16 protein-coding genes and 1 pseudogene are annotated in these 22,268 nt (G+C 50.6%); 14 read left to right on the top strand and 3 right to left on the bottom strand.

Features of this window, described 5'->3' with window-relative positions; genetic code table 11:
* The 3 genes and pseudogenes from AB5903_RS12335 to AB5903_RS12325 all read left to right on the top strand — a co-directional run.
* Positions 1-268: pseudogene (locus AB5903_RS12335) on the top strand (MATE family efflux transporter); the annotation flags it as partial.
* Between the two features lie 30 nt (positions 269-298).
* On the top strand, positions 299-1,396 hold the full coding sequence (dinB, locus tag AB5903_RS12330) for a DNA polymerase IV (RefSeq protein ID WP_005654549.1): 1,098 nt from the start codon (positions 299-301) through the stop codon (positions 1,394-1,396).
* A 92-nt stretch (positions 1,397-1,488) separates the two neighbouring features.
* Positions 1,489-1,863, top strand: a complete 375-nt coding sequence (locus tag AB5903_RS12325) for a YccF domain-containing protein (RefSeq protein ID WP_005654550.1) — start codon at positions 1,489-1,491, stop codon at positions 1,861-1,863.
* 94 nt (positions 1,864-1,957) lie between these two features.
* Here AB5903_RS12325 and AB5903_RS12320 read toward each other — a convergent pair whose 3' ends face one another.
* Entirely contained in the window at positions 1,958-2,098 is a 141-nt protein-coding gene (locus AB5903_RS12320) for a hypothetical protein (RefSeq protein WP_165438829.1), read from the bottom strand.
* A gap of 405 nt (positions 2,099-2,503) precedes the next feature.
* Between AB5903_RS12320 and AB5903_RS12315 the strand changes: the two genes are divergently transcribed.
* Both AB5903_RS12315 and AB5903_RS12310 read left to right on the top strand, forming a co-directional pair.
* On the top strand, positions 2,504-3,739 hold the full coding sequence (locus AB5903_RS12315) for a site-specific integrase (RefSeq protein ID WP_004291422.1): 1,236 nt from the start codon (positions 2,504-2,506) through the stop codon (positions 3,737-3,739).
* 11 nt (positions 3,740-3,750) lie between these two features.
* Positions 3,751-4,113, top strand: coding sequence for a hypothetical protein (locus AB5903_RS12310; RefSeq protein ID WP_004291423.1), 363 nt, complete (start codon positions 3,751-3,753; stop codon positions 4,111-4,113).
* Positions 4,114-4,190: 77 nt separating this feature from the next.
* Here the strand turns inward: AB5903_RS12310 and AB5903_RS12305 are convergent, their stop codons facing one another.
* Both AB5903_RS12305 and AB5903_RS12300 read right to left on the bottom strand, forming a co-directional pair.
* Positions 4,191-4,496, bottom strand: a complete 306-nt coding sequence (locus AB5903_RS12305) for a helix-turn-helix domain-containing protein (protein ID WP_004291424.1) — start codon at positions 4,494-4,496, stop codon at positions 4,191-4,193.
* A 31-nt stretch (positions 4,497-4,527) separates the two neighbouring features.
* Positions 4,528-4,827 carry a helix-turn-helix domain-containing protein gene (locus AB5903_RS12300; RefSeq protein WP_004291426.1) on the bottom strand — a complete coding sequence of 100 codons (300 nt, stop codon included), beginning with the start codon at positions 4,825-4,827 and terminating at the stop codon, positions 4,528-4,530.
* A 201-nt stretch (positions 4,828-5,028) separates the two neighbouring features.
* Here AB5903_RS12300 and AB5903_RS12295 point away from each other — a divergent pair, with 201 nt between their 5' ends.
* The 9 genes from AB5903_RS12295 (at position 5,029) to AB5903_RS12255 (ending at position 22,122) form a co-directional block, all read left to right on the top strand.
* Positions 5,029-5,391 carry a helix-turn-helix domain-containing protein gene (locus AB5903_RS12295; protein ID WP_004304264.1) on the top strand — a complete coding sequence of 121 codons (363 nt, stop codon included), beginning with the start codon at positions 5,029-5,031 and terminating at the stop codon, positions 5,389-5,391.
* Between the two features lie 3 nt (positions 5,392-5,394).
* On the top strand, positions 5,395-5,745 hold the full coding sequence (locus AB5903_RS12290; RefSeq protein ID WP_004291454.1) for a helix-turn-helix domain-containing protein: 351 nt from the start codon (positions 5,395-5,397) through the stop codon (positions 5,743-5,745).
* Positions 5,746-5,765: 20 nt separating this feature from the next.
* Positions 5,766-7,337, top strand: coding sequence for a DUF3945 domain-containing protein (locus tag AB5903_RS12285; protein WP_004291455.1), 1,572 nt, complete (start codon positions 5,766-5,768; stop codon positions 7,335-7,337).
* A gap of 60 nt (positions 7,338-7,397) precedes the next feature.
* Positions 7,398-9,485, top strand: a complete 2,088-nt coding sequence (gene topB / locus AB5903_RS12280) for a type IA DNA topoisomerase (protein ID WP_004291456.1) — start codon at positions 7,398-7,400, stop codon at positions 9,483-9,485.
* Between the two features lie 162 nt (positions 9,486-9,647).
* On the top strand, positions 9,648-10,100 hold the full coding sequence (locus tag AB5903_RS12275; RefSeq protein ID WP_004304266.1) for a DUF1896 domain-containing protein: 453 nt from the start codon (positions 9,648-9,650) through the stop codon (positions 10,098-10,100).
* Entirely contained in the window at positions 10,090-15,906 is a 5,817-nt protein-coding gene (locus AB5903_RS12270) for an N-6 DNA methylase (protein WP_004291462.1), read from the top strand. The genes AB5903_RS12275 and AB5903_RS12270 overlap by 11 nt, the downstream gene beginning before the upstream one ends.
* Before the next feature lie 657 nt (positions 15,907-16,563).
* Positions 16,564-18,489 (top strand): tetracycline resistance ribosomal protection protein Tet(Q), encoded by a 1,926-nt coding sequence (gene tet(Q), locus AB5903_RS12265; protein ID WP_004291466.1) that lies wholly within the window; start codon positions 16,564-16,566, stop codon positions 18,487-18,489.
* Positions 18,489-20,807: an ATP-binding protein gene (locus AB5903_RS12260; protein ID WP_004291467.1), complete on the top strand. Its 2,319-nt coding sequence runs from the start codon at positions 18,489-18,491 to the stop codon at positions 20,805-20,807. Before tet(Q) ends, AB5903_RS12260 begins: the two co-directional genes overlap by 1 nt.
* Complete coding sequence (locus AB5903_RS12255; protein WP_004291471.1) at positions 20,800-22,122, top strand: sigma-54 dependent transcriptional regulator; 1,323 nt, start codon at positions 20,800-20,802, stop codon at positions 22,120-22,122. The genes AB5903_RS12260 and AB5903_RS12255 overlap by 8 nt, the downstream gene beginning before the upstream one ends.
* The last annotated feature ends 146 nt before the right edge of the window (positions 22,123-22,268 follow it).

The following is a 22,268-nucleotide window of genomic DNA, read 5'->3' as shown; positions in this document are numbered from 1 at the left end:
GCATATATCTGTCTCTTTCTTCCCGATACTTGGTTTGCTTTGTATTTTGCGTTATACAATTCAGGGAGTAGGTTATACTAATCTGGCTATGCTTTCGGGTGTTTCCGAAATGATAGCCCGTATCCTGATCAGTTTGCTGGCAGTTCCGGCGTTCGGCTATATCGCTGTTTGCTTCGGTGACCCGACTGCCTGGATTTTTGCAGATTTATTCCTCATTCCCACTTTTGCTTATGTCTACCGGCGCATACTGCGAATGAACAAAAATTAGTGTATCTTTGTATCGGTAGTTGGCAAGGTTATGACCGAACGTAAGATTATACATATTGATATGGACGCTTTCTATGCTTCCGTAGAACAGCGCGACAATCCGGAACTGCGTGGCAAACCCGTAGCGGTGGGGCATGCGGAAGAGCGTGGTGTGGTGGCTGCCGCCAGCTATGAAGCCCGTCGGTTCGGGGTGCGTTCGGCAATGTCATCACAGAAGGCAAAACGGCTGTGTCCGCAGCTTATTTTTATTCCGGGGCGTATGGACGTCTATAAATCGGTGTCCCGTCAAATTCATGAGATATTCCATGAATATACGGATGTCATAGAACCTATCTCTTTGGATGAGGCGTTTCTGGATGTGACGGAAAATAAGCCGGGTATTCTTCTGGCTGTGGATATAGCCAGAGAAATAAAACGGAAAGTGCGCGAGCGGCTGAGTCTGGTGGCCTCTGCCGGAGTTTCCTACAATAAGTTTCTTGCCAAAATAGCATCCGATTACCGTAAGCCCGACGGTTTGTGTACCATTCATCCCGACCAGGCTTTGGATTTTATAGCACATCTGCCGATAGAGAGTTTTTGGGGAGTGGGTCCGGTGACGGCAAGGAAGATGCATGTTTTGGGGATACATACCGGCGGGCAACTGCGTGCCTGTTCGCAAGCGATGCTGTTGCGCGAGTTTGGTAAGGTGGGGAACATCTATTATGATTTTGCGCGCGGGATAGATCTTCGTCCTGTAGAAGCGGTGCGCATTCGTAAGTCTGTGGGGTGTGAACATACTTTGGAGAAGGATATCAACCGGCGGTCGTCGGTCATTATCGAGTTGTATCATACTGCGGTGGAACTGGTAACCCGTCTGGAACATAAGAACTTCCGGGGGAATACGCTGACGCTGAAAATCAAGTTTCACGATTTCAGCCAGATAACCCGCAGCGTTACGCAGTCCAGGGAGTTGACGGCACTTGATGTGATCCTGCCGTTGGCGAAACAACTGTTGAGGGAGGTTGATTACGAACACCATCCTATCCGTCTGATAGGCCTTTCCGTATCCAACCCTCGTGAAGAAAGTGATGAAAAAGGTGTTTGGGAGCAGTTGAGTTTTGAATTTAGTGACTGGGAATTTGATGAATAAAAGGCACGTTCCTGATATAAATAAATTCTTATTATCCGCTTAAGACCAAAAGAATGGTATCTTTGCAATGTAGAACGTAAAAATGTAATGCAATGGGTTGTCTGATGAATGTTTTATGGCTGGTGTTTGGCGGCATACTAACTGCCGTGGAGTATATGATTGCCAGTTTGCTGATGATGATTACAATCGTCGGCATTCCTTTCGGTATGCAAACAATGAAGATGGCGGGGCTTGCCCTGTGGCCTTTCGGCAAAGAGGTGCGCAGCGGAGAGCGTTCGGGAGGCTGTCTGTACATACTGATGAATGTGTTATGGATTTTTCTGGGAGGAATATGGATTTGCCTTTCGCATTTGGGCTTCGGCGTATTGCTGTGTATCACCGTCATCGGTATTCCTTTCGGGATGCAACATTTCAAACTTGCCGCTTTGGCGTTGGCACCTTTCGGGAAAGATATTGTAGAATCATAACATCCTATTATCCCGTATAGGCAGGAGGCTTGTAAAAGAAGAGGGCAGGAAATGAAAATTTCCCGCCCCCGTTCATTTTATTTAAAGGTGTAATTTACATGGTCATGGTAGCTTGCTTTGCAAGCAGTTTTTGCAGTTTGCCGTTTAAAGTTTGGCACATAGTTCCGTTACCCATTGCCTGATAGCGTTTGATACGGTACTGTAACATAAAAATTTCATTTGCATTCTTTTTCATAATCGTCTTCTTTTTTGCTTTCCGCGTTTCGGAAAGCGGTTGAACATCTTTTATTGTTTTCTCTCTTATTAACGCTGCAAAGTTACTACAAAAAAGTGAAATGCGGAAAGATATAGTGATAGAATTGAGTTACAAGGGTTTTGGTTGAAGTGGCGATAATCCGTGAAGCCATTACAATCCCTGCCGAAGCCAAATCCTGACGCCGCTACGTTACTTGTTCGTAACCATGCCCGAAAATGCGACAAACGGGTACGAATAGCGAAACAAGGCTCTAAGGAATAGTGAGTTATCCATAACTCATGCGAAAAATCAGGTTACGGAAAAAGATTGCGCCGTTCCTCCCCGTTTTGCGTACCAACACCGGACTCTTCACCAACTAATTTTGAAACCCAAAAATTAAGGACAATGAAGAGTACATTTTCAGTAATCTACTACCTCAAGCGTCAGGTAGTGAAAAAGGACGGGACAGTTCCCGTCATGGGACGCATCACGGTGGACGGCAGCCAGACACAGTTCAGCTGCAAACTGACTGTCGATCCGAAACTGTGGGACACCAAAGGTGGACGTGTCACGGGCAGAAGCACGGCGGCACTCGAAACGAACCGTATGCTTGACAAGATGCGGGTACGCATCAACAGGCATTATCAGGAAATCATGGAGCGTGACAACTTCGTCACGGCGGAGAAGGTGAAGAACGCCTTTCTCGGACTGGAACACCGCTACCACACGCTGATGCAGGTGTTCCGCCAGCACAACGAGGACTACGAGAAGCAGGTGGAGGCAGGCATGAAAGCCAAAGGCACGCTGCTGAAGTACCGCACCGTTTACAAGCACATGCAAGAGTTCCTCGACATCCGCTACCATGTGAAGGACATCGCCCTAAAAGAGCTTACCCCGGCTTTCATCTCCGACTTCGAGATGTTCCTGCGCACGGACAAGCACTGCTGCACCAATACCGTGTGGCTGTACGTCTGCCCGTTACGGACGATGGTATTCATCGCCATCAACAACGAGTGGCTGACGCGCGACCCGTTCCGCGAGTATGAAATCAAGAAGGAGGAAACAACACGCAGTTTCCTGACCAAAGATGAGATCCGCCTGCTGATGGAGGGGAAACTGAAAAACGCCAAACAGGAATTGTACCGCGACCTCTACCTGTTCTGCGCCTTCACGGGGCTGTCGTTCGCGGATATGCGCAACCTTACGGAAGAGAATATCCGCACCTACTTCGACGAACACGAGTGGATAAACATCAACCGCCAGAAAACGGGCGTGGTGTCCAACATCCGCCTGCTCGACATCGCCAACCGCATAATCGGCAAATACCGGGGACTGTGCGGGGACGGCAGGATATTTCCCGTTCCGCATTATAACACGTGCCTTGCCGGTATCCGTGCCGTCGCCAAGCGTTGCGGCATCACCAAGCATATCACGTGGCATCAGAGCCGCCACACGGCAGCCACGACGATATTCCTCTCCAACGGTGTTCCCATCGAAACGGTCAGCTCCATGCTCGGACACAAGAGCATAAAGACGACGCAGATTTACGCAAAGATAACCAAAGAGAAGCTCAATCAGGACATGGAGAACCTTGCCGCAAGATTGAACGGCGTCGAGGAATTTGCAGGTTGCACCATCTAAAAAGAAAAGCCATGAAACGTGACACAATCATCATCGAGGACAAGGCAGTCAGCGTAACCGGTAACGACGTGTGGATGACCGCCACCGAAATAGCCGGATTGTTCCATACGACCGTCCCGGCAGTGAACGCCGCCATCAGAGCCGTCCGCAAGTCGGACGTGCTGAACGACTACGAGGTGTGCCGCTACATGCAGCTTGAAAACGGGCTGCACGCGGACGTGTACGCCCTTGAAATCATCATCCCGGTCGCTTTCAGGGTGAATACCTACAACACCCACCTGTTCCGCACATGGCTGGTGGGAAAGGCACTCTCACAAGAGAAACGGCAGACATACGTGATGTTCATACAGAACGGAAAAGCCGGGTATTGCTGATTGCACATACCCCATAAGACAAGTAAACGGGTAGCACCACAAAAGGTGTCACCCGTTTACTTTTTCATGAAACCGCCTCACTCCAGCGGCTTGCGGTAGTTCGCTTCCAGTACCCCGCGCAGCCCCGTTTCCGGGTAAAGCACCTTCCCTCCCAAAAGTATGAAGGGCAACACGCGGTTGTTGCGGTATTCCTGCAAGGTGCGCCGGCTCACACGGAGCAGTTCCGACACCTCGCCGTCCGTCAGGTAACGTTCCCCGTCCAGCGGAGGACGGTAGCTTTCCAGAAATGCGGACAGCCATTTCGAGCCTTTGCGCATATCCTGCACCACAGAGGCTATCGGCTCGTCTTCCATCGTAAAAACATCGTTGTTCTCGTTCATCATAACTTCGGATTCAGTGGGTGAATAAATCAAATCATCTGCCGTGCGGATAGAGCGTGCCGACAAGCGGTATCAGCCGCTTCACCTCCTCTGGCTTGTAATAGAACCTGCGGTTTATCTGCGAGTAGCCGATAAGCCGCCTGTCACGCAGCGTCTGCAACGTGCGCGGGCTTATTCTCAACTGCCCGCAGACCTCCTCGCCCGTGAGCCATCTTTCCATGCGCCCCGTGTCGCTTTTGCGCCTCAGGGCGGCGACCTTCTCCGAGAGTGCGCCGAATGCCGCCACCATCATCTCGAAAGTCTTTTTCTCGATAGATACTATTTCCATATTCATGTCATTTAGAGTTTGCCGCAAAGGTAACGAAACGGCATACAAGACGTATCGTTTTCCGCTGAAAGGCTGCCTGTTGCGCCGTTTGACCGGGTTACGGAGCCATCTTCCGCAAAAATCTTACGTGAGTCACGTAGTGAGTTGTTAAAGCCCCTTTTGTTTATTGCCGAATTTTGTCGCAGAAACAAAAAGAAAGGACTGAACATGAAAGTGATAACAATGGAAAGTTCCGCCTACAAGGAGATGATGGCGCAGATTGCGAACATCGCAGGGTACATCCGCGAGGCAAGGGACGAGAAGAAACGGAAGCGGGAAACCGAAGACAAGCTGCTTGACACGGCACAGGCGGCGAAGATGCTCAACGTGAGCAAGCGCACCATGCAGCGTATGCGCACCGACCACCGTATCGAGTATGTGGTGGTACGCGGAAGCTGCCGCTACCGCCTTTCCGAGATACTGCGGCTATTGGAGGACAACACAGTAAGGAACGAGGAAGGGACAATAGACACCCTGTTCCACAACCACACGCTGCGCACGGGCGGCAAACCAAAAGGAAGGAGGACATAGGTCATGGAACTGCTCACACGAAACAACTTCGAGGGCTGGATGCAGAAGCTGATGGAACGGCTCGACCGTCAGGACGAACTGCTGCTGGCGATGAAGGCTGAGGGGAAACAGCCCACTATCACGGAAAGCATCCGCCTTTTCGACAATCAGGATTTGTGCATGTTGCTCCAGATAAGCAAACGCACCCTCCAACGCTACCGCAGCGTAGGCGCATTGCCCTACAAGACGCTGGGCAAGAAGACCTATTACAGCGAGGAGGACGTGCTGACATTCCTTTCCAACCATATCAAGGACTTCAAAAAGGAAGATATAGCCTTCTACAAGGCTCGTATCCATAATTTCTTTCATAAATAACCCATTAAAACATTTTTCAGATGGCAAAGAAAAAAGACGAAAAGGACGTGCTGGTAGTCCGTGACGAGAAGACAGGCGAGATCAGCGTGGTAGCCGGGCTGAACGCGGACGGCACACCCAAGCGCACCCCCGCAAAAGCGGAGAACGCGCAGAGTTTCCTGCAATTCGACCGACATGGCGACGTGCTGGACAACTTCTTCAAGAACTTCTTCCGGCAGTGCAAGGAACCCAGCCGCTTCGGTTTCTACCGCATTGCGGCAGACCAAGCTGAAAATCTCTTAGAGGTGATGAAGCAACTGCTGAAAGACCCCGAAGCGAACAAGGAGCTGCTCGCCCCTCACAAGGTGGACACCTCCGACTATGAGAAGAAGGTGCAGGAAGAGATGGCAGCACAACAGACAGAGAAACAAGAACCTCAAAAACAGGAGAACATGGAACAACGGAAAGAACAGCAACAGGACAAATCCGAACAGATGCAGGGCAAACGTGGCTACCAGCCCATCGACGAGAGTAAAATCAACTGGCAGGAGCTGGAGGACAGATGGGGCGTAAAGCGGGACAACCTTGAAAAGTCCGGCGACCTTACGAAGATGCTCAACTATGGCAAGTCCGACTTGGTAAAGGTCAAACCGACCTTCGGCGGCGAATCATTCGAGCTGGACGCCCGCCTCTCCTTCAAGAAGGACGGTGAGGGAAACATCAGCCTCGTGCCGCACTTCATCCGCAAGGAGCAGAAGCTGGATGAGTACAAGGAACACAAATTCTCCGACAATGACCGGAAGAACCTCCGCGAAACGGGCAATCTCGGTAGGGTCGTGGACATTGTGGACAGGGAAACGGGCGAGATCATCCCCTCCTACATCAGCATCGACCGCAAGACGAATGAAATCACGGACATTCCGGCAAGCAGGGTGCGCATCCCGGAGCGCATCGGCAAGACGGAAATCACCACGCAGGAGCGGGACATGCTCCGCGCCGGACTGCCCGTACGCGACAAGCTCATCGAGCGCAACGACGGCAGAAAGTTCGTCACCACCCTGCAAGTGAACGTGGAGCAGCGCGGCGTGGAGTTCGTGCCGGGAACCGGCAAGTCGCCCCGTACCGCACAGACACAGGAAACCAAAGGCGACACATCGAAAAGTCAGGCGCAGGGCGGGGAAAATGCCGCACAGACCAAGAAGGAGCAACGCCGCAACACGTGGACGAACGAGGACGGCAGCATCCGCCCCATCAGCAAATGGAGCGGCGTGAGCTTCACCGACCAGCAGAAAGCCGACTATGTGGCGGGTAAAGCCGTGAAGCTGGAGAACGTGACCGACAAGCAGGGCTTCCATGCCACGATGTATATCAAGTTCAACCCGGAGAAGGGACGCCCGTACCGCTACGACACGAACCCTGACAATGCACAGCAGGTTGCTCCGTCCAACGAGAGCCGCACGCAGGTGGCGGTGAACAACGATGGCAAGACCAACGAGGCTACAAAGAATCTGAGAGAGCCGTTGCAGAAAGGTCAGACCAACCCGAAGGACGCCCGCCAGCAACAGCAGCAGGAGAAGCCGCAGAAGAAAACGGGCAAGGGCATGAAAATGTAATCCCGTGTCCGCCACTGAATCCAAAATAAAATCCAAAGTATCAACAAAAAAGAAGAAGACATGAAGACAATCATTGCAGAAAAGCCCTCCGTGGCACGTGAAATCGCCCGCATCGTGGGCGCGACAAAGAGAGAGGAAGGATATTTCGAGGGAGGCGGTTATGCCGTGACATGGGCATTCGGACACCTCGTTCAGCTTGCCATGCCCGACGGCTACGGCGTGCGCGGATTTGTCCGTGACAACCTCCCGATTATTCCCGACACATTCACGCTCGTCCCCCGTCAGGTCAGGACGGAGAAAGGTTACAAGCCCGACAGCGGCGTGGTGTCGCAGATAAAAGTCATCAAAAGACTGTTCGACACAAGCGAACATATCATCGTGGCGACCGATGCCGGACGCGAGGGAGAGCTTATCTTCCGCTACCTCTACCACTATACGGGTTGCACCACTCCTTTCGTGCGCCTGTGGATCAGCTCTCTCACCGACAAAGCTATCCGCGAGGGACTGCGGAAACTCGAAGACGGCAGCAAATACGACAACCTCTACCTCGCCGCCAAAGCGCGGAGCGAATCCGACTGGCTCGTGGGCATCAACGGCACACAGGCGTTATCCATCGCCGCCGGACACGGCACGTATTCCGTGGGGCGGGTGCAGACACCAACGTTGGCTATGGTATGTGAACGCTACTGGGAGAACCGCCGCTTTACGTCCGAAGCATTCTGGCAGCTCCATATCGCAACGGACGGTTGCGACGGCGAAGTCGTGAAATTCTCATCCTCCGAGAAATGGAAAGAGAAAGAACCGGCGATGGAACTATATAATAAGGTAAAGGCGGCAGGTTGCGCCACTGTCACGAAAGCCGAGCGCAAGGAGAAGACGGAGGAAACTCCCTTGCTCTACGACCTGACCACGCTCCAGAAAGAAGCCAACGCCAAGCACGGCTTCACGGCGGAACAGACGCTTGAAATCGCGCAGAAACTCTACGAAAAGAAGTTGATAACCTATCCGAGAACGGGAAGCCGCTACATCCCCGAAGACGTGTTTGCCGAAATTCCCAAACTGCTCGCTTTCATCGGCACACAGCCCGAATGGAAAGACAAGGTGCGGGCAAAAGCCGCCCCGACACGCCGCAGCGTGGACGACGGCAAGGTGACAGACCACCATGCCCTGCTCGTCACGGGTGAGAAACCGCTCTTCCTCTCCAAAGAGGACAATACCATCTATCAGATGATTGCCGGGCGCATGGTCGAGGCATTCTCTGAGAAATGCGTCAAGGATGTGACCACTGTCACGGCGGAATGTGCCGGAGTGGAGTTTACCGTAAAAGGCAGCGTCGTGAAGCAAACCGGATGGCGTGCCGTCTATGGCGAGGAAAAAGAGGAAATTACCATCCCCGGCTGGCAGGAAGGCGACACGCTGACACCGAAAGGCTCGTCCATTACCGAAGGAAAGACCAAACCCAAGCCGCTGCATACCGAAGCCACCCTGCTCTCGGCAATGGAAACGGCGGGCAAGGAAATTGAGGACGACGCACTGCGGCAGGCGATGAAGGACTGTGGCATCGGTACTCCCGCCACACGCGCCTCCATCATCGAAACGCTTTTCAAGCGCGGTTACATGGAACGCTGCAAGAAGTCGCTTGTTCCCACCGAAAAAGGACTTGCCCTCAATTCCGTCGTCAAGACGATGCGCATCGCCGATGTTGCCATGACGGGCGAATGGGAAAAGGAGCTGGCGCGTATCGAGCGCGGGGAACTGTCCGACGACACCTTCCGCAAGGAGATAGAGGCGTACACACGTGAGATAACCTCCGAACTGATCTCGTGCGACAAGCTCTTCGGCAGCCGTGACTCCGGCTGCGCGTGTCCCAAGTGTGGCACGGGCAGGATGCGGTTCTACGGCAAGGTGGTACGCTGCGACAACACGGAGTGCGGACTGCCCGTGTTCCGGCTGAAAGCGGGACGCACCCTGTCCGACGATGAAATCAAAGACCTGCTCACCGAAGGGCATACCAAGCTGCTCAAAGGGTTCAAGAGCAAACAGGGCAAGAGTTTCGATGCTGTTGTCGCCTTTGACGGGGAATATAACACGACTTTTGTGTTCCCGGAGGCTAAAAAGGACAAGAAATTTTCAGGACGGAAGAAATAGTATTAACTTTGCCACTTGTTCAGAGTAATGAATTGTTCTTCGATACCGGATTACACTCATACTTTGGATTTAGTGGTGGCACTCGGAGGGATACCGAGTGCCTTTTTCTTCCTTTTTCCAACCGATTATCCCGTTAATTATCAATCCGCTAAATCCAAAGTAATGAACAACAAGAAGAAAAACGAGGGTCAGACCGACTTTTCCTATTACGGTCTGTACCTGCTGGACTATCTCCGCACGAACAAGTTTGAACAGGCTGACGACACCGCTTTCATACGGGAACGGGCCGACCGTGCCGCCGAAACGTATGAGAGGGCACGGCTTGAAGGCTATCCCGCCGATGGTGCGCAGGAACTGGCGATGGACACGCTGCTGCGCGGGCTGCATTATTCCCGTTACGCCATCCTCCGCGAAGTCGTGGAAAACGAGTTTGCCGATGAAGTGCCGGAAGAGAAGCGTGAAGCCTTTGTCCTGAAACTGCTGCCGCTTGTCGGCAACGTGTTCTCCGTCTATGACCTCTCGGATGACAATTTCGCCCTGTCTTCCGATTACGACCTGCTCTACACGGAGCTGACGGGAGCAACCGTCCTTTACTTAGACGAATATGGCGTTTAACCGCAAACAGAAACTGCGGGACAACATCGAGGCGATACGGACGGCATTCATCCTTGACAGGGAAAATAGGACAGCGACAACCGAAGAGCGTGCCATACTTCAAAGGTACTGCGGTTTCGGCGGTCTGAAATGTATCCTCAACCCTGCAAAGGAACTGACGGATGCCGTCCGGTGGGCGAAATCCGACCTCGAACTGTTCGCCCCGACGGTGGAGCTGCACAGGCTTATCCGTGAGAACAGCAAGGACGAAACAGAGTACAAGCGGTTTGTGGATTCGCTGAAAGCGTCCGTGCTGACCGCTTTCTACACCCCCAAAGAGATAACCGACACCATCGCGGACGTGCTGGCAGATTACAGCGTCCGCCCCGCCCGTATGCTCGAACCGTCGGCAGGTGTCGGCGTGTTCGTGGATTCCATGCTGCGGCACAGCCCCAATGCGGATGTGATGGCTTTCGAGAAGGATCTGCTCACGGGTACAATCTTGAGGCATCTCTATCCCGACCAGAAAATGCGCACCTGCGGTTTTGAGAAAATCGAAAGACCGTTCAACAATTATTTCGACTTGGCGGTGTCCAACATTCCGTTCGGTGACATTGCCGTGTTCGACGCGGAGTTTCAGCGGAGCGACTCTTTCGGCAGACGCTCCGCCCAGAAAACCATCCACAACTATTTCTTTCTCAAAGGACTGGATGCCGTGCGTGACGGCGGTATCGTGGCGTTCATCACCTCGCAAGGGGTATTGAATAGCACCAAGACCTCCGTGCGTAACGAGCTGTTCAGTCAGGCCAATCTGGTATCCGCGATACGCCTGCCCAACAACCTGTTCACGGACAACGCGGGCACGGAGGTGGGCAGTGACCTGATTGTCCTGCAAAAGAACCTCAGCAAGAAGGAAATGTCGCAGGACGAGCGGCTGATGACCGTGATACAGACGGACACGAAAACCGCCCTGACCGACAACGCCTATTTCATCCACCACCCGGAACGCATCGTGCATACGATGGCGAAACTTGACACAGACCCCTACGGGAAGCCCGCTATGGTTTATCTGCACGAGGGCAAGGCAGCAGGCATCGCCGGGGATTTGCGCCGTATGCTCGACGAGGATTTCCATTACAGGCTTGCCATGCGCTTGTATTCGGGTTCAATCCGGCAGGCAGGAACGGAAGAAAAAGTTGCCGTTCAAAATAAAGTAGAGCGTCCTGCCATAAAATTGGAAACAGTATCCTCGGCGCAGACGGTGGAAACTCCGACAGAAAAGCCGCAACCCGCAGATGAAAAGCCGGAGATAGAACCGCGCCCGCAATATTCCGCAGGCGTGCAGCTCACCCTGCTTGACCTCTGGGGGATGACGGAAGAGGTCAGCCAACCGAAAACCTCCAAAAAGAAAAAGACGGTGAAAAAGGCAGTTACGGCAAAGTCCACTCCGCCCAAACCGAAAGTCACGGTTACACCGACAGCTCCAACTGCAAAACCCGCAATGGAGAATAAGGAGGTGAAAGCGGAGAACACCGCCAAGCCTGCCGACCCGGACGACATCTATGCCACACTGGACTGGGATACCAATCCTCCCATCAACGGTTTCTATGAAATGATGATGGGTTTGACGCCGGAGCGTAGGAAAGAACTTCGGGAACTGGCAAGGCAGCATAACGAGAAACAAGTGGCGGAAAAGACGGAAGTGAAAGCCGTGCCGGAAACTTCCCGTGAGCAGCCACGACAGGAGGAAACACAGCCGGAGGCAGTCGCCGCACCTGCCGTTACAGATACCCCATCGGAAGCGGTGGGGACTTTCCTTTTCCCCGACATCGAAGCGGAAAAGCCGAAGGAGGAAGTCGTGGACCTTTCTCCGCGTGCCTACCACCGCACGCCGGAGATGCACCTGCGCGAAGGGTCGCTGGTGGCTGACCGGGGGCGTCATAACATCGGCTACCTGAAAGACATCACGCCATACGGGGCGACATTCCAGCCGCTCGACCTGAAAGGATACCAGAAGGAAAAGGCGTTGTTGTATGTGTCGCTGCGTGACGCCTACGAGCGTCTGTACCGTTATGAATCGCTCCGGCGCGAGGCAAATGTTCCGTGGCGAGAGCATCTGAATACCTGTTACGATGAGTTTGTCATGCGCTACGGCAACCTCAACGCCAAGCAGAACGTGAAGTTAGTGATGATGGATGCGGGCGGGCGCGACATCCTTTCGCTGGAACGGATGGAAAACGGAAAGTTCGTCAAGGCGGACATCTTCGAGCATCCTGTTTCCTTCGCGGTGGAGAGCCATGCCAACGTAGGCTCTCCCGAAGAAGCCCTGTCTGCGTCGCTCAACAAATATGGTACGGTCAATCTCGACTATATGCGGGAGATAACCGACAGCACGGCGGAGGATTTGCTCACTGCCCTGCAAGGGCGCATCTACTACAATCCGCTCGTGACCGGTTACGAAATCAAAGACCGTTTCATCGCCGGAAATGTCATAGAGAAAGCGGAACGCATAGAGGCATGGATGGGTGACAATCCCGAAAATGAGCGTATGCCGGAGGTGAAGCAGGCGTTGGAGGCTCTGAAAGATGCCGAGCCGCAGCGCATCGCCTTCGAGGATCTGGACTTCAATTTCGGGGAACGCTGGATTCCGACGGGTGTCTATGCCGCCTACATGAGCCGGCTGTTCGACACGGAGGTGAAAATCGCCTATTCCGCAAGCATGGACGAGTTTTCGGTGGTGTGCGGCTACCGCACCATGAAAATCACGGACGAGTTTCTGGTGAAGGGGTATTACCGGAACTATGACGGTATGCACCTCCTAAAACACGCCCTGCACAACACCTGCCCTGACATGATGAAGTCCATCGGCAAGGACGAGCATGGCAACGACATCAAGATGCGCGACAGCGAGGGAATACAACTCGCCAACGCCAAGATTGACGAGATACGAAACGGCTTCTCCGAATGGCTCGAAGAGCAGTCGCCGCAGTTCAAGGAGCGGCTTGTGACGATGTATAACCGCAAGTTCAACTGTTTCGTGCGCCCGCGCTACGACGGCTCCCATCAGACCTTTCCCGACCTCAACCTGAAAGGGCTGGCAAGCCGGGGTATCAAGAGCGTCTATCCCTCACAGATGGATTGCGTCTGGATGTTGAAACAGAACGGCGGCGGAATTTGCGACCACGAGGTGGGAACCGGTAAGACGCTGATAATGTGCATCGCCGCGCATGAGATGAAGCGTCTGAATTTGGCACACAAGCCGATGATTATCGGGCTGAAAGCCAACGTTGCGGAGATTGCAGCCACCTATCAGGCGGCATATCCCAACGCACGTATTCTGTACGCTTCGGAGAAGGACTTTTCGACCGCCAACCGTGTGCGCTTCTTCAATAATATAAAGAACAACGACTACGATTGCGTCATCATGTCGCACGACCAGTTCGGCAAGATACCGCAGTCGCCGGAATTGCAGCAGCGCATCCTGCAAGCAGAGCTTGACACGGTGGAGGAAAACCTCGAAGTGCTACGGCAGCAGGGAAAGAACGTGTCGCGGGCGATGCTGAAAGGATTGGAGAAGCGCAAGCACAACCTTGAAGCGAAGCTGGAGAAGGTGGAACACGCCATAAAGTCACGCACGGACGACGTGGTGGATTTCAAGCAGATGGGCATCGACCACATCTTCATAGATGAGAGCCACCAGTTCAAGAATCTGACTTTCAACACGCGCCACGACCGTGTGGCGGGATTGGGAAACAGCGAGGGAAGCCAGAAGGCACTTAACATGCTCTTTGCCATACGCACCATACAGGAGCGCACAGGAAAAGACTTGGGTGCGACCTTCCTCTCCGGCACGACTATCAGCAACTCACTGACTGAATTGTACCTGCTGTTCAAGTACCTGCGCCCGAAGGAGCTGGAACGGCAGGACATAAGGTGTTTCGACGCTTGGGCGGCGATATTTGCCAAGAAGACGACGGATTTTGAATTTAACGTGACGAACAATGTGGTCCAGAAGGAGCGTTTCCGCTACTTCATCAAAGTGCCGGAGCTTGCCGCCTTCTATAATGAAATCACGGACTACCGCACGGCGGAGGATGTGGGCGTTGACCGTCCTGCCAAGAACGAGATACTGCACCATATACCGCCCACGCCGGAACAGGAGGACTTCATACAGAAACTGATGCAGTTCGCCAAGACGGGCGATGCCACCTTGTTGGGCAGGCTGCCGCTTTCGGAAACGGAAGAAAAGGCGAAGATGCTCATCGCCACGGACTATGCCCGGAAAATGGCACTCGACATGCGCATGATAGACCCGAATTACGAAGATCATCCCGACAACAAAGCGAGTCACTGTGCCAAGATGATCGCGGAGTATTATCAAAAATACGACGCCCAGAAAGGCACGCAGTTCGTTTTCTCTGATTTGGGGACATACCAGCCGGGCGACGGGTGGAACGTCTATTCGGAAATCAAGCGCAAACTGACGGAGGACTACGGTATACCGCCAAGCGAGGTGCGCTTCATTCAGGAGTGCAAGACCGACAAGGCGCGGAAGGCGGTGATAGACGCCATGAACGCCGGGACGGTGCGTGTGCTGTTCGGCTCTACCTCTATGCTCGGAACGGGTGTGAACGCCCAGAAACGGTGTGTGGCTATCCATCATCTCGATACGCCGTGGCGACCGTCCGACTTGCAACAGCGTGACGGACGCGGAGTTAGGGCAGGTAATGAGATTGCCAAACATTTCGCCGGGAACAACGTGGATGTAATCATCTACGCGGTGGAGAAGTCACTGGACAGCTACAAGTTCAACCTCCTGCACTGCAAGCAGACTTTCATAAGCCAGCTCAAAAGCGGTGCGATGGGTGCGCGTACCATCGACGAGGGGGCAATGGACGAAAAATCGGGCATGAATTTCTCGGAATACATGGCGTTGCTCTCCGGCAATACCGACCTGTTGGACAAGGCGAAACTGGAAAAGCGGATCGCATCGCTCGAAGGGGAACGCAAGTCGTTCAACAAGGGCAAGCGTGATTCGGAGTTCAAGCTGGAGTCAAAGACCGGCGAGTTGCGCAACAACACGGCTTTCATAGATGCCATGACGGAGGACTGGAACCGCTTCCTGTCGGTGGTGCAGACCGACAAGGAGGGCAACCGCCTTAATATAATAAAGGTGGACGGAGTGGATTCCGCCGATGAGAAGGTCATCGGAAAGCGTTTGCAGGAGATAGCCAAGAATGCCACGACCGGAGGGTTGTACACGCAGGTCGGTGAACTTTACGGTTTTCCGATAAAGGTGGTGAGCGAAAGGATACTCAAAGAGGGATTGGAGTTCACCGACAACCGCTTCGTGGTCGAGGGGAACTACAAGTACACCTACAACAACGGGCATCTGGCGATGGCTGACCCGTTGGCCGCCGCCCGCAACTTCCTCAACGCGATGGAGAGGATACCCTCCATCATCGACCAGTACAAGGCGAAGAACGAGGTGCTGGAGATGGAGATACCGCAGTTACAGGAGATAGCGGGTAAGGTGTGGAAGAAGGAGGACGAGCTGAAGCAGTTGAAGTCCGAACTTGCCGCCCTTGACCGAAAAATTCAGCTGGAGCTTGCGCCACCCACGCCCGAAGTCGCAGAAAAGGAGAATGAAGGGCAACAGCTCAAGCCGGAAGCGGAAGATGTGAGGAACAGGCAGGCGCAATATCCCGAAAATGCACCGCCGCAGATACGCAGTCCGGCGGATAGTATCGTTGCCAACCATGTCATAATCGGGCGTCCGGGACTGTATGCCAAGGAGGAAACCCGGTCCAAAGGATTGAAAATATAACCTAAGGAATTTTATCTGAAGTATTAATAAGGGCTATCCCAAAAGGTCTAAAAGTAAATTTTATCCTTTCTGCAAGTATCTATAGGATGGCAACTGCATTTTTTTCTTTTTGGGCAGCCCTTATTAAAATTTATTCTTATTTTAGGTTATATACATTCATGTCCATTTATGTAAAAAATTCCTGCTGACCTTGTTTATGTCTTGTCAGTCACCATTTGCAAAACCATATTTGACCCTCAAAGAGGCTGAATTTGATAAGTAACTTGCTACATACTCATAATAAGGAGCTAAATAGAACACGAATGGGAAATACACAAATGCTAAACTAAAGAAGATATTGGCCAAAATAAACGCTATACCGAGAGAGAAACTTGATTTTTCAACTTCCTAAAACGGTGTTGTTCAAACATTTCTACTTATTTGTACTTGCCAGTTGAACCTACGCTTCCCTAATAAAATGTCTATGGTAAAAAGTTAAAAAATCCTCCCACTTTTGTTAGATATATTTTTTTGTGTAATTTTGTAATCGTTATGCGGCAGTAATAATATACATATTAATACGAGTTAGTAATCCTGTAGTTCTCATATGCTACGAGGAGGTATTAAAAGGTGCGTTTCGACAATGCATCTACTGTAGTATATTATTGCTTAATCCAAATGAATATTATAAATTTAGGAATTCTTGCTCACATTGATGCAGGAAAAACTTCCGTAACCGAGAATCTGCTGTTTGCCAGTGGAGCAACGGAAAAGTGCGGCCGTGTGGATAATGGTGACACCATAACGGACTCTATGGATATAGAGAAACGTAGAGGAATTACTGTCCGGGCTTCTACGACATCTATTATCTGGAATGGAGTGAAATGCAATATCATTGACACTCCGGGACACATGGATTTTATTGCGGAAGTGGAGCGGACATTCAAAATGCTTGATGGAGCAGTCCTCATCTTATCCGCAAAGGAAGGCATACAAGCGCAGACAAAGTTGCTGTTCAGTACTTTACAAAAGCTGCAAATCCCGACAATTATATTTATCAATAAGATTGACCGTGCCGGTGTGAATTTGGAGCGTTTGTATATGGATATAAAAACAAATCTGTCGCAAGATGTCCTGTTTATGCAAACTGTTGTCGATGGATCGGTTTATCCGGTTTGCTCCCAAACATATATAAAGGAAGAATACAAAGAATTTGTATGCAACCATGACGACGATATATTAGAACGATATTTGGCGGATAGCGAAATTTCACCGGCTGATTATTGGAATACGATAATCGCTCTTGTGGCAAAAGCCAAAGTCTATCCGGTGCTACATGGATCAGCAATGTTCAATATCGGTATCAATGAGTTGTTGGACGCCATTTCTTCTTTTATACTTCCTCCGGCATCAGTCTCAAACAGACTTTCAGCTTATCTCTATAAGATAGAGCATGACCCCAAAGGGCATAAAAGAAGTTTTCTTAAAATAATTGACGGAAGTCTGAGACTTCGAGACGTTGTAAGAATCAACGATTCGGAAAAATTCATCAAGATTAAAAATCTAAAGACTATTTATCAGGGCAGAGAGATAAATGTTGATGAAGTGGGTGCCAATGATATCGCGATTGTAGAAGATATAGAAGATTTTCGAATCGGAGATTATTTAGGTGCTAAACCTTGTTTGATTCAAGGATTATCTCATCAGCATCCCGCTCTCAAATCCTCCGTCCGGCCAAATAAGCCCGAAGAGAGAAGCAAGGTGATATCCGCTCTGAATACATTGTGGATTGAAGACCCGTCTTTGTCCTTTTCCATAAACTCATATAGTGATGAATTGGAAATCTCGTTATATGGTTTGACCCAAAAGGAAATCATACAGACATTGCTGGAAGAACGATTTTCCGTAAAGGTCCATTTTGATGAGATCAAGACTATCTACAAAGAACGACCTATAAAAAAGGTCAATAAGATTATTCAGATCGAAGTACCACCCAACCCTTACTGGGCCACAATAGGGCTGACTCTTGAACCCTTACCGTTAGGGGCAGGGTTGCAAATCGAAAGTGACATCTCCTATGGTTATCTGAACCATTCTTTTCAAAATGCCGTTTTTGAAGGGATTCGTATGTCTTGCCAATCTGGTTTACATGGATGGGAAGTGACAGATCTGAAAGTAACTTTTACTCAAGCCGAGTATTATAGCCCGGTAAGTACACCTGCTGATTTCAGACAGCTGACCCCTTATGTCTTCAGGCTGGCTTTGCAACAGTCAGGTGTGGACATTCTCGAACCGATGCTCTGTTTTGAGTTGCAGATACCCCAAGTAGCGAGTTCCAAAGCTATTACAGATTTGCAAAAACTGATGTCTGAGATTGAAGACATCAGTTGTAATAATGAGTGGTGTCATATTAAAGGGAAAGTTCCATTAAATACAAGTAAAGACTATGCCTCAGAAGTAAGTTCGTACACTAAGGGCTTAGGCATTTTTATGGTTAAGCCATGTGGGTATCAAATAACAAAAGACGGTTATTCTGATAATATCCGCATGAACGAAAAAGATAAACTTTTATTCATGTTCCAAAAATCAATGTCATTAAAATAATGGAGCGGTCAGGAAATTTCTATAAGGCAATACGGTTGGGATATATACTTATCTCCATTCTTATCGGATGTATGGCATATAATAGCCTCTATGAATGGCAGGAGATAGAAGCATTAGAACTTGGCAATAAAAAAATAGACGAGCTCCGAAAAGAAATAAACAATATCAATATTCAAATGATAAAATTTTCTCTATTGGGTGAAACAATACTGGAATGGAACGATAAAGATATCGAGCATTACCATGCACGGCGTATGGCAATGGACAGTATGCTCTGCCGTTTCAAGGCCACCTATCCAGCAGAGCGCATCGATAGTGTGCGCAGTCTTTTAGAGGATAAGGAACGACAGATGTTCCAGATAGTCCGGTTAATGGATGAACAACAATCTATTAACAAGAAGATAGCCAATCAAATTCCGGTTATTGTACAGAAAAGTGTGCAGGAACAGTCCAAAAAGCCAAAACGAAAAGGTTTCTTAGGCATATTCGGCAAAAAAAAGGAAGTAACTCCAGCAGTATCAACCACTATCCTTCATTCGGTCAATAGAAACGTAATCAGCGAACAGAAAGTGCAGGATCGCCAATTGTCGGAACAAGCCGACAGCCTTGCAGCTCGTAATGCAGAACTTAACAGACAACTGCAAGAATTGATTTGCCAAATAGAAGAAAAGGTACAAACCGAACTGCAAAGCCGGGAAAACGAAATAGTTGCCATGCGTGAAAAGTCATTTATGCAAGTAGGCGGTTTAATGGGATTCGTTCTTCTATTGTTGTTAATTTCCTACATCATCATACATCGTGATGCAAAAAGCATTAAACAATACAAGCACAAGACAACTGATTTGATAAGGCAACTGGAACAATCCGTACAACGGAACGAGGCACTGATAACGTCAAGGAAGAAGGCGGTACATACTATCACCCATGAACTGCGCACACCGCTGACAGCAATAACAGGCTATGCCGGACTGATACGGAAAGAACAGTGTGAGGATAAGTCCGGGCAGTATATCCAAAACATACTGCAATCCTCCGACCGTATGCGGGATATGCTTAACACTTTGCTTGACTTCTTCCGCCTGGACAACGGCAAGGAACAGCCCCGTCTGTCACCCTGCCGGATTTCAGCAATCACGCACACACTTGAAACGGAGTTCATGCCTGTTGCCGTGAACAAAGGGCTGTCCTTGTCCGTGAAGACTGGACACGATGCCATTGTATTGACCGACAAAGAGCGAATAATACAAATCGGGAATAACCTGCTGTCAAACGCTGTCAAGTTCACAGAAGAAGGCGGTGTTTCTTTGATTACTGAATATGATAATGGAGTTCTGACACTGGTCGTTGAAGATACAGGTACAGGCATGACAGAAGAGGAACAGAAACAAGCGTTCGGTGCGTTTGAACGTCTATCAAATGCCGCCGCAAAGGAGGGTTTCGGGCTTGGGCTTGCCATAATGCGTAATATTGTGTCGATGCTTGGCGGAACAATCCGTTTAGACAGCAAGAAAGGGAAAGGCAGTCGTTTCACAGTTGAAATTTCTATGCAGGAAGCTGAAGAACAGCTTGGATATACAAGCAATACACCTGTTTATCATAACAATAAATTCCATGATGTTGTCGCCATTGACAATGATGAGGTATTACTTCTGATGCTGAAAGAGATGTATTCCCAAGAAGGAATACACTGCGACACTTGCACCGATGCTGCGGCACTGATGGAAATGATACGCCAGAAAGAATACAGCCTGTTGCTGACAGACTTGAATATGCCCGATATAAACGGTTTCGAATTGCTGGAACTGTTGCGTTCGTCCAACGTGGGCAATTCACCAACAATCCCGGTGGTTGTGGCAACCGCTTCGGGCAGTTGTAACAAAGGGGAACTATTGGCAAAAGGCTTTGCCGGATGCCTGTTCAAACCGTTCTCCATATCGGAACTGATGGAGGTTTCCGACAGGTGTGCCATAAAAGCGACACCGGACGGGAAACCGGACTTTTCCGCCTTATTGTCCTATGGCAATGAAGCCGTCATGCTGGAAAAGTTGATAACTGAAACAGAAAAGGAAATGCAGGCGGTACGGGATGCAGCAAAAGAAAAAGACCTGCAAAAGCTGGATTCCCTGATCCACCACCTGCGCAGTTCGTGGGAGGTGCTCCGTGCCGACCAACCGCTGAATGTACTTTACGGATTGCTTCGTGGCGATGCTCTCCCGGATGGTGAAGCGTTAAGCCATGCCGTGACTGCCGTGCTGGATAAGGGAGTGGAAATAATACGGTTGGCAGAAGAGGAAAGGAGAAAATACGAAGATGAATAAGACAAAAATAATTGTGGTGGAAGACAACATCGTGTATTGCGAATATGTCTGCAATATGCTGTCACGGGAGGGCTACCGCAATATGAAGGCTTACCACCTCTCAACCGCGAAGAAACATCTGCAACAGGCAACAGATAATGATATCGTGGTTGCCGACCTGCGTCTGCCTGACGGCAGTGGCATAGACCTTTTGTGCTGGATGCGAAAGGAGGGAAAGATGCAGCCCTTCATCATTATGACCGACTACGCCGAAGTTAATACCGCCGTGGAAAGCATGAAACTCGGCTCGATAGACTATATTCCCAAACAGCTTGTGGAGGATAAACTTGTCCCCCTGATCCGTTCCATACTGAAAGAACGTCAGGCAGGACAACGCCGTATGCCTATATTCGCCCGTGAAGGTTCCGCCTTTCAGAAAATCATGCACCGCATAAGGCTGGTAGCCGCCACCGATATGAGCGTGATGATATTTGGTGAGAACGGCACGGGCAAGGAGCATATTGCCCACCTGTTGCATGACAAGAGCAAACGTGCAGGCAAGCCATTTGTGGCGGTGGACTGCGGTTCACTCTCCAAAGAGCTTGCACCGTCGGCTTTCTTCGGACACGTCAAAGGTGCATTTACAGGTGCGGACAATGCCAAGAAAGGATATTTCCATGAGGCGGAAGGCGGCACGTTGTTTCTGGACGAGGTAGGAAACCTCGCGTTGGAAACCCAACAGATGTTGCTCCGTGCCATACAGGAGAGGCGGTATCGCCCGGTCGGAGACAAGGCAGACCGGAATTTCAATGTCCGCATCATCGCTGCTACCAATGAAGATTTGGAGGTATCGGTGAATGAAAAGCGTTTTCGGCAGGATCTTCTGTACCGCCTGCACGACTTCGGGATAACCGTTCCTCCGTTGCGTGACTGTCAAGAAGACATTATGCCGCTGGCAGAGTTCTTCCGTGATATGGCAAACAGAGAGCTGGAGTGTAGCGTGAGCGGGTTCAGTTCCGAAGCACGTAAAGCGTTGCTGACACACGCATGGCCGGGCAACGTGCGGGAACTTCGGCAGAAAGTTATGGGTGCTGTATTGCAGGCGCAGGAAGGTGTTGTCATGAAAGAGCATCTGGAACTTGCCGTGACGAAACCGACCTCTACTGTCAGCTTCGCCTTGCGCAATGACGCGGAGGATAAGGAGCGGATATTGCGTGCGTTGAAACAGGCAAACGGCAACCGGAGTGTCGCCGCAGAACTGCTCGGCATAGGCAGGACAACACTATACAGCAAACTTGAAGAGTATGGACTTAAATATAAATTCAAGCAATCATAGCCCGTAATTCACTGAATTTGGCTATCTTTGCATAACATTTGAGAAAAACGGCGATTGGCAGGAGCTTTTCGCCGCCAACATATAGGATAAGACCGCAAGGCGTTTCAAGCGAAAATCTGGTAAATTGGAACTACGGAGACGATTGC

The organism is Bacteroides sp. 2201st1_D9_2201SCRN_220225 (assembly GCF_040928965.1).
Lineage (GTDB): Bacteria > Bacteroidota > Bacteroidia > Bacteroidales > Bacteroidaceae > Bacteroides > Bacteroides stercoris.
Note: the sequence above shows the minus strand (reverse complement) of the source record. Positions and strands in the feature narration are given on the sequence as shown.